A 5,908-nucleotide genomic window follows, 5' to 3' on the forward strand; every position below is an offset into this window, starting at 1 on the left:
CCGTATTCGGATGTGCAGCATGACCGTTCCCCTTTGCAGTATGTCGGGAGGCGAGATGCGCATATTCGTTCTGAGCGGAGCCGGAATCTCGGCGGAAAGCGGCATGGGCACCTTCCGCGATTCCGGTGGGATCTGGGAACACCACGATCCGATGAAGCTCGCCACGCCCGAGGCCTTCGCCGCCGACCCGGAAATTGTCCAGGCCTTCTACAATGCGAGGCGAGCCAATCTGCGCGCGGCGGAGCCGAACCCCGCCCATGCGGCACTCGCCCGCCTCGAAGCAGGACTCGCGGCGGTATCGGGATCACTCTTTCTCTGCACGCAGAACATTGATGACCTGCATGAACGCGCCGGCTCGTTTCATGTGCATCACATGCATGGCGAATTGTTCAAGGCGCGCTGCACTGCCTGCGGCAGCGTTCATGACTGGCGTGAGGATCTGGGACGCGATGATCATTGCAACGCCTGCGGCACGACGGGGCGGCTGCGTCCCCATATCGTCTGGTTCGGGGAGATCCCCTTCGGTCTCGACGCTATCGGCGAAGCCCTGGCCAGTGCGGATCTGTTCGTCGCGATCGGCACCTCCGGCTCGGTCTATCCGGCGGCGGGGCTCGTGCGCGAGGCGCGGATGATGGGGCTGCGCACCTGCGAGCTCAATCTCGAGCCCTCCGACAATGCCCACGCCTTCGACGAACGCGCCTACGGCCCGGCGAGCGAAGTAGTGCCCGATTTCGTGGCGCGGGTACTGGCGGAGCTGCGGTGAGATGTACGCCGGCTATTCGCCCCCCTCGACCTGTCGGCTCGCGCCCCATTCGGCGAGATAATCGTTGATCTCGTCGATCACGAAGAAGCGCGCGGCATCCTGGTCGAAGCCTTCCGCGAGGAGCGCGTCGTAATCGGTGAAGACGTGGCGGATATAGGCCACCATCGCGAGCCATGCGGCATTGCCGGGAGCGGCCACGCTGAGGCCGGGGCTGTCGAGGGCGTGATCGATGATCGCCTCGCGCTCGAAACGCGGCAACCGCGGCGCGAGATGGTCGAGGGCTTCGCCGAGGCGCTCGCGGCGCCCGGCTGCGGCTGTACCCGACGCGCCCGCGGCACGCATTCGCTGTCCTTTGCGGGTTTTCCGCGTTGCCATGTCCGCCATGACGCCATCCTCGGTCAACGCCGTCCGTCCGCCTCGCCGCCCTGTGCTTCAATATGCCATTGCTGCCCGCCCGCGTGAAGACAGAAAGCCGCCGGCGCGGGTAACGCTCCGTTCACCCTGCCCGGCGAAAGCCGCGTCGTTGGCGCGCCGGTTTACCTGCGCTTCAGTGATCCCCGTCGATTTTCCCGGGTGAGACGAAGAGCGCACGGAGTTCCGGCATGGCGGCATCGCAGCAAATCAGCCTCGACGCTGAGGAGAACCGCCATGCGGCGGCGCTGTCTCCACAGCCAGGATGTGACTATGCCCTGCGCCTCGCCGAGGCCGGTCGGTTCGACGGGGCTCCGCACGTGAGCCCGGCGGCATCCGGCGCGGCGGCGGGTGCGCTCGTCATCGGATTATGCACCCTGCTGGCAACGCTTGCGCCACTCCTGGGCTGACGCGCCCTCGAACCGGGCTTTGCAAGTCGCGGCAATCCGGGGTAAGGATCGCGCAGGTTCATAAAACGTTCGATCCCGCCCGTGTCACAGCCATCCGCGCAACCATCGCAAACCGCTGCGCGCCCCGCCGGCAATGCCCTGCTCGTCATCGCCTGGATGACGGGTACGCTATTGTCGTTCTCGACCGTCGCGGTCTCGATCCGGGAATTGTCGGGCACGATCGGCGTGTTCGACATTCTGGCTTTGCGCAATGTTGCCGGGATCATCATCCTGGTCAGCGTCGCCATCGCCTATCCTTCCCTGCGCGAAGGCTTTCGCCCGCGCCGGATGGGGCTGCACCTCCAGCGCAACGTGATCCATTTTTTCGGTCAATACGCATGGGCACTCGGCGTCACGCTGTTGCCGCTGGCCATGGTCTTCGCCATCGAATTCACCACCCCGGCCTGGGTGGCCTTGTTCGCCTTCCTGCTGCTGGGCGAGAAGCTCACCGCGCCGCGCCTGATCGCCATCGCGCTGGGCTTCATCGGCATCCTCGTGATCCTGCGCCCGGCGCCGGGCTCCCTCGATCCGACAGGGCTGATCGTGCTGGGCGCCGCGATCTGTTTCGCCCTCACCACGATAGCCACCAAGCGCCTCACCGGGACCGAGGGCACTTTCGCCATTCTGCTGTGGATGAACGTGATGCAATTGCCGATGAATTATCTCGGTGCCGACAAGCTGTTCTTTCTGCAGATCCCGGATCTGCCGCTACTGCCGCTGATCGGCATCTGTGTCGGCGGGCTCTCGGCCCATTTCTGCCTCACCAATGCCTATCGCCACGGCGATGCAGTGATCGTGGTGCCATTGGATTTTCTGCGCCTGCCCCTGATCGCGCTGATCGGCTGGTTCCTCTATACCGAAGCGCTCGATCCGTTCATCTTCGCCGGAGGGGCGCTGATTCTCATCGGCATCCTGCAGAATCTACGCGCGGAACACCGGCGCAATCAGGCTGCGCGGGCGTCAATCCCGAAGCTCAAGGACGAGTGAAAACATGTCGTGGTCGGCCCAACAGGATGACGCCCTCAAGGCCGTGTCGCGCTGGCTTGATGATGGCGGCGGGCAACAGGTTTTCCGCCTGTTCGGCTATGCCGGCACCGGCAAGACCACGCTGGCGCGCCATATTGCCGAGGGTGTCGACGGCGAGGTCGCATTCGGTGCCTTCACCGGCAAGGCGGCATCCGTGCTGCGCGCCAAGGGCTGCGCTGATGCGGGCACGATCCATTCCATGATCTACCGCTCGCGCGAGAGCGACGAAACGGAGGGCCCCTCCTTCGTGCTCAACCGCTCGGGCGCGGCGGCCAAGGCGGATCTTATCGTGATCGACGAATGCTCGATGGTGGACGAGGAGCTCGGGCGCGACCTGCTTTCCTTCGGTAAGCCGGTCCTCGTTCTGGGCGATCCGGCGCAGCTGCCGCCGATCAAGGGCGGCGGCTTCTTCACCGAGGCCGAGCCGGACGTGATGCTCACGGAGGTCCATCGCCAGGCAGCGGACAATCCCATCATCCATCTGTCGATGACGGTGCGCGAGGGCGGGCGGCTCGATTATGGCCTCTACGGCGAGAGCCGGGTCATCCGGCGCGCCGAGATCGACCAGAACGAGGTGATGAAATCCGATCAGGTGCTGGTCGGGCTCAACCGCACCCGGCGCAATTACAATGGCCGCATCCGCGAACTGCTCGGCCTGCGCGACCCCCTTCCCGCCGCCGGCGAGAAGCTCGTCTGCCTGCGCAACGACAAGTCCAAGGGCCTGCTCAATGGCGGCACCTGGCTGGTCGAGGCCATGCGCGGCCTCAAGACTGACCGCAAGGGCGAATTCATCCGCATGGATCTTAAGCCAGAGGATGAAAGCCGTCGCCATGCGGTCGAGGTCAAGGTGCTGCGTGCCTTCTTCGAGGGGGGCGAGGAGGATCTGCCCTATGTGATCCGCCGCGAGTCCGACGAATTCACCTATGGCTACGCGCTGACCGTGCACAAATCGCAGGGCTCGCAATGGGACGACATCGTCCTCTTCGACGAATCCGGCGCCTTCCGCGAAAACCGCGCCCGCTGGCTCTATACCGGCCTGACCCGCGCCGCGCACCGCATTACCGTTGTGCGCTGAGGGGATGCGCATTGCCGCAACCCTGCGCCGCTCATCCCATAACCAGGATCCGCACCTCCCCACCGGCGCCATCGCCGCCGGCCCCGGATGTGGTGTTGTTGCGGGTTCCACCGCCACCACCACCACCGCCTCCCGGACCGCCGCCGGGGCCTCCGTTGCCACCATTGGCTGCGGATGCGCCCGCACCGCCGCCGCCACCACCACCGCCGGCGCCGCGATCCCAGCTTTTACCCCAGCCGCCCCCGGCGCCGTTGCCCGGTCCCCCGCCGCCGCCGCCCGGCGCCGCGCGATCGGTTCCGCCGATGGCCTGGCCGAGACCGCCATCGCCCCCGGACGCACGGCTGTCATCTGTATCAATCGCCCCGCCCGCACCGCCGCCGCCGGGCCCCTCGCCGCACGGGCCCTTTGCCCCCGCCGCCCCGTGATCGCGTACCGCTGCGGCACCGGCATTGCCGTATTGCAGATGGCCGAGCCCGCCCGGTGAAGCTGCTTGCGCGCTCGTCGAACCGCCGCGTCCGCCCTTGCCGCCCTCCGCGACGAGCAGGCTCGTGCCGTCATCGCTGATACGCGTCTCTCCGCCATCAGCCCCGTCGAGCCCCTCGGCATCAGCATTGTCGAACACGCCCGCCGCGCCGGTACCGCCCGCACCGATGATGATGGCGAGGCTCGCGCCGATCTCGCTCGCCAGCAACGTGATGCGCGCGACACCGCCGGCACCACCTCCCCCGCCCCCGAAGCGCGGCGCCGTATCATCGCCGACCGCGCCCGAACCGCCACCGCCGCCGGCACCGATCACCTCAATAATCACGCTCTTCGCCCAGGCGGGTTTCGTCCATGTACCATCCGCGTTGAAGATCGCGATCTCGGCTTGCGCCGCGCCACGCGGGAAGCTGACGGCGCCGGTGGCACGATCGACGCTGAACGCATCCTGCCAGGCTGATCCGTCCGGGCTGACCTTGAGGCTGAAATCATCATCGCCCAGAAGGCCGAATTCCGCCCGCGCCGACCAGTCACGCTGGAACAGGAATGCCCCGGTATTGCCCGCTTCCGCCTTGTTCAGGACGAGCCGCAGATCGCCACTACCGCCCTCCCCCGTCTCGCGCGCGGCGAACAAGGCTGCGTTGAGCTTCGCCGCGAAGGGGTTTTGCGCATCCGGTGCCGTGGCGATGCCGAGCTGGTCGTAGATTTCAGGAAAGGCGATCAGCTCCTCGAGGTCGCGCCAGGCGGCTCCGTCATGCAGGAGCAGCGCCGCGTCGCCGGCATCATAGGCGAGGAAGCCGGGCCCCGGCGTGATAAAGCGCCACGCCCCGGCATCGAACCAGGCGATCGCCCCCTCCTGCCCGGCGAAGACCCCACTCGCCCCTGCCCCGACGATCACCCGCATCCCGTCCTCGGGCTCGGCGGGTGGCGTGGTGACCAGACGCGCATCGACGGAAATCTGCACGAGCGCATCGATCAGCGCGAGCGCCTCGTTATGCGTGACATGCTTTTGCGCCTGTGCCGCCGCGAGCAGCGGCAGCGCCAGATGAGGGGTGAGGCTCATGGCGGATTCCTCGGTTGGCTTGAGGGAAGGAAGGAGGCGGGCTTCAGCCCGGCATGACGGAAAGCGTGCCCATGAAGGCGAAACCATCGCCGACGCTTGCGCTGATTTGCATCACCCGCAGATCGAGGCTGTCGCGCGGCGCGCCGAAATCGGCGATCTCGTCGGCATCCGGATAGAGGCAGAGCGGTTGATCAACGACGATGCGCCGCTTGAGCGTGGCGCCGTCCATGATTTCGACGGCATAATGCTCGCCATCCTCGCCGAGCGGGATCTCCACCGGCTCCCAGGCATCCGCCTCGATGCGCCCGCGCCGGATCCAGCGTATCTCGATGCCGCCCGTGACGCGCCGCAGACGCAAATGCACTGGTGCGAGCGGCTTCAGGGCGAGGCGTGGCGCCTGGGCCTCGAAGGCGAGGGCCGAATCATCGGCGTGATCGCGCCCGATCGGTGCGATGCGGTATTGCCATTCCCGACCGAGCTCCGAGAGCCCCGAGGCGAGCGGCACCACGGTCTCGTCGAGCCGTACCAGCGTGGCGCCGGGCGCCAGATCGCGCGCCGCCACCGCTTCGCTGCCAGCAAGACCCCGCAGGAAATGCGTCAGGCGGTAACGGTCCTCGCCGATCAGCTCGGCCTGCGCCGCC

The 5,908-nt window shown here is 66.9% G+C and carries 7 protein-coding genes; 4 read left to right on the plus strand and 3 right to left on the minus strand.

Translation table 11 applies throughout. The features are described 5' to 3' along the window. Positions 1-55 precede the first annotated feature (55 nt). The gene (locus VKP01_RS00865) at positions 56-763 is read left to right on the plus strand and encodes an NAD-dependent deacylase (protein ID WP_324409753.1); all 708 of its coding nucleotides are present in this window, start codon (positions 56-58) and stop codon (positions 761-763) included. A 12-nt stretch (positions 764-775) separates the two neighbouring features. On the opposite strand, the gene VKP01_RS00870 is transcribed toward VKP01_RS00865, so the two are convergent. Next, positions 776-1,105: a DUF2293 domain-containing protein gene (locus VKP01_RS00870; RefSeq protein ID WP_324409754.1), complete on the minus strand. Its 330-nt coding sequence runs from the start codon at positions 1,103-1,105 to the stop codon at positions 776-778. Between the two features lie 260 nt (positions 1,106-1,365). Here VKP01_RS00870 and VKP01_RS00875 point away from each other — a divergent pair, with 260 nt between their 5' ends. From VKP01_RS00875 to VKP01_RS00885, 3 genes are all read left to right on the plus strand, one after another. Further along, entirely contained in the window at positions 1,366-1,584 is a 219-nt protein-coding gene (locus VKP01_RS00875) for a hypothetical protein (protein WP_324409755.1), read from the plus strand. Positions 1,585-1,665: 81 nt separating this feature from the next. Further along, the gene (locus tag VKP01_RS00880; protein WP_324409756.1) at positions 1,666-2,610 is read left to right on the plus strand and encodes a DMT family transporter; all 945 of its coding nucleotides are present in this window, start codon (positions 1,666-1,668) and stop codon (positions 2,608-2,610) included. Between the two features lie 4 nt (positions 2,611-2,614). Then, positions 2,615-3,724, plus strand: coding sequence for an ATP-dependent RecD-like DNA helicase (locus tag VKP01_RS00885; protein ID WP_324409757.1), 1,110 nt, complete (start codon positions 2,615-2,617; stop codon positions 3,722-3,724). 31 nt (positions 3,725-3,755) lie between these two features. Here VKP01_RS00885 and VKP01_RS00890 read toward each other — a convergent pair whose 3' ends face one another. Both VKP01_RS00890 and VKP01_RS00895 read right to left on the minus strand, forming a co-directional pair. Next, complete coding sequence (locus VKP01_RS00890; protein ID WP_324409758.1) at positions 3,756-5,267, minus strand: DUF2793 domain-containing protein; 1,512 nt, start codon at positions 5,265-5,267, stop codon at positions 3,756-3,758. A gap of 43 nt (positions 5,268-5,310) precedes the next feature. Further along, positions 5,311-5,908 (minus strand): phage tail baseplate protein (locus tag VKP01_RS00895; protein WP_422662588.1); only part of this gene is annotated, 598 nt, incomplete at its 5' end.

Origin of the sequence: Saliniramus sp. (assembly GCF_035311605.1) — a bacterium.
Classification (GTDB): domain Bacteria; phylum Pseudomonadota; class Alphaproteobacteria; order Rhizobiales; family Beijerinckiaceae; genus Saliniramus.

Bases quoted from the DNA above. Each gene is read 5' to 3' on its own strand.
- VKP01_RS00885 (WP_324409757.1), top strand. From the start codon at position 2,615: ATGTCGTGGTCGGCCCAACAGGATGACGCCCTCAAGGCCGTGTCGCGC.
- VKP01_RS00870 (WP_324409754.1), bottom strand. From the start codon at position 1,105: ATGCGTGCCGCGGGCGCGTCGGGTACAGCCGCAGCCGGGCGCCGCGAG.
- VKP01_RS00890 (WP_324409758.1), bottom strand. From the start codon at position 5,267: ATGAGCCTCACCCCTCATCTGGCGCTGCCGCTGCTCGCGGCGGCACAG.
- VKP01_RS00865 (WP_324409753.1), top strand. From the start codon at position 56: ATGCGCATATTCGTTCTGAGCGGAGCCGGAATCTCGGCGGAAAGCGGC.
- VKP01_RS00875 (WP_324409755.1), top strand. From the start codon at position 1,366: ATGGCGGCATCGCAGCAAATCAGCCTCGACGCTGAGGAGAACCGCCAT.